2 protein-coding genes are annotated in these 2,279 nt (G+C 71.7%); one reads left to right on the forward strand and one right to left on the reverse strand.

Annotated elements, in window-relative coordinates; all coding sequences use genetic code 11:
- Positions 1-241: 241 nt before the first annotated feature.
- A complete protein-coding gene (locus AC1DP0_RS21020) occupies positions 242-1,450 on the forward strand; it encodes an AI-2E family transporter (protein WP_478088359.1) in 1,209 nt (402 codons plus the stop codon).
- A 205-nt stretch (positions 1,451-1,655) separates the two neighbouring features.
- Here the strand turns inward: AC1DP0_RS21020 and AC1DP0_RS21025 are convergent.
- A partial coding sequence (locus AC1DP0_RS21025) for a hypothetical protein (RefSeq protein WP_478088363.1) occupies positions 1,656-2,279 on the reverse strand: 624 nt, incomplete at its 5' end.

The raw sequence follows: 2,279 nt of genomic DNA on the forward strand, positions 1-2,279 counted from the left end.
GTGCTCATCCCCCGAGCGTACGCAGCCAGCCTCGTCAGGTCGGTCGGACCAGCCGCGTGAGCTCGACGCAGTCGACGCCCAGCGTGGCCATCCGGCTCGTGTTGGCACGGCCGTGGTCGCGGGTGCGATCCGCCGTCTCGCGCGTTGGGGGCTGCCCGATCGGGACACGGTGATCCCCCGGGAGGCCACCACGCACGGCGGGTGTCCCACGCGGGAGGCCCACGCGGCATACGGTGAGGTCGTGACCGACAACCTCGCCGGCTCCCCCGGCCCGCCCCGCGCCGCGACCAAGCCCGTCCCCCACGACCCCCACGACCTCCAAGACCCCGGCACCACCGAGCTGCCCGGCGTCGAGGCTGCCGCCGTGCCGCCGGGCATCCGGGTCGCGAGCGACTGGGCGTGGCGCCTGCTGCTCATCGGCGCCGCGATCTACCTGCTGTCGCTCGTCGTGCGCACGGTCTCGGAGATCGTCGTCCCCGTCGCGATCGCCATCCTGCTGACGGCGCTGCTGCGCCCCGTCGCCACGTCGCTGCACCGGGTGATGAAGCCCGGCGCCGCCGCGGGCCTCACCCTGCTCGGCACGATCATCGTCATCGGCACCCTCTTCACGCTCGTCGGCACGCAGTTCAGCAGCGGTTTCTCCGACCTGACGGGCCAGGTCGCCACCGGCCTCGAGCGCATCCGCGACGGGGTGCGCTCGTCGTTCCACATCACCGACGCCCAGTTCGACCAGTACTTCAACACGATCCGCGACAAGGTCAGCCAGTCGGGCAACCTCAGCGACACCGCGACCTCGGTGGGCCTCACCGCGACGCACTTCGTGGCAGGCCTGTTCATCGCGCTCTTCTCCCTCTTCTTCTTCCTCTACGAGGGGCCACGCATCTGGGGCTGGATCGTCCGGCTCTTCCCGCGGGCCACGCGCCCCAGGGTCGACTCCTCCGGCGTCATCGCCTGGCAGCAGCTGTCGGCGTTCGTGCGCGCCACGATGATCGTGGCGTTCGTCGACGCAGTCGGGATCTCGGTCGGCGCCGCGATCCTCAAGGTGCCGTTCGCCTTCGCGATCGGCATCCTGGTCTTCATCCTGGCCTTCATCCCCATCGTGGGCGCCCTGCTCTCCGGCGCGGTGGCGGTCCTGCTCGCGCTCGTCGCACACGGCCCGGGGGTCGCGCTCATCATGCTCGCCGTCGTCATCGGCGTGCAGCAGCTCGAGTCGCACGTGCTCCAGCCGTTCCTGCTCGGCAAGGCCGTCAGCGTCCACCCGCTCGCGGTCATCCTCGCCATCGCGACGGGGTCGATCATCGCCGGCATCGTCGGCGCCCTCGTCGCGGTCCCCTTCGCCGCGGTCCTCAACGCGGTCGGCAAGCACCTCTTCAGCGACGAGTCCCAGGAGGAGCTGGACCGTGAGCTGAAGGCGGCAGCCGACGAGGGCAGCGCCCCAGCCCACGCCTGACCCGAAGCCGTATGCCGCTCGGCGGGCCTCCTGCGCAGGGAGCCCGCCGGACGACGGCCTCACCAACTCCGCCGGGGCGGAGGTACCGCACCCGGAACCTGCCGGACGACCTCACCAACTCCGCCGGGGCGGAGTTACCGTACCCGGAACCAGCCGGACGACCTCACCAACTCCGCCGGGCGGAGATGGTTAGGTGCCGGGGTTCCTACTGGGAGACGGCGCGGCGGGCGAAGAGGGCTCGGTCGTCGAGCTCCTCTGCCTCTTCAGCGAACTCAGGCGTGTCGAACACGTCAGCCGGGATGCCGGTCTCGGTGTAGCGCGGCTGGGCCTTGGCCTTCAGCGAGTAGGTCGGGCGCGGCACCGGGACGGGGCTCCAGCTGCCTTCTGCCGCCGGAGCGGGCTCGACCACGGCAACCGGCTCCTCGCCCGGGATCGGCGCCTGGACGTCGAACACGCCACGCTGGACACGCTGCGCGACGACAGCGGGTGACTCGGCGGACGACGCCACGGCCTTCGACTGACCCGGGACCGCGGCGCGGCGGATGACCTGGGTGTCCTGGCTCGAGAGCGTGGGCACCCGGTGGGCCATGTCGCGCCGCCCGTAGGACTCGTCCGTGACGTCCCCAGCGCGCACCCGGTCGGCCTGGGCCTCGGCCCGGAGCCACACGAGCACGGCTCCGATGGTGAGCACGGCAAACGGGATCGAGATCCACATGAGGACACCGGTGACCGTCAGCACGATGGAGACGGGCAGCCAGGCGACGGCGACGAGGAGCAGAGCCGCGCGGATCCGACGCTGCGTCAACGACGGCCGGGCCGGGGCGTGACC

The organism is Terrabacter sp. P5_B1, from assembly GCF_056400505.1.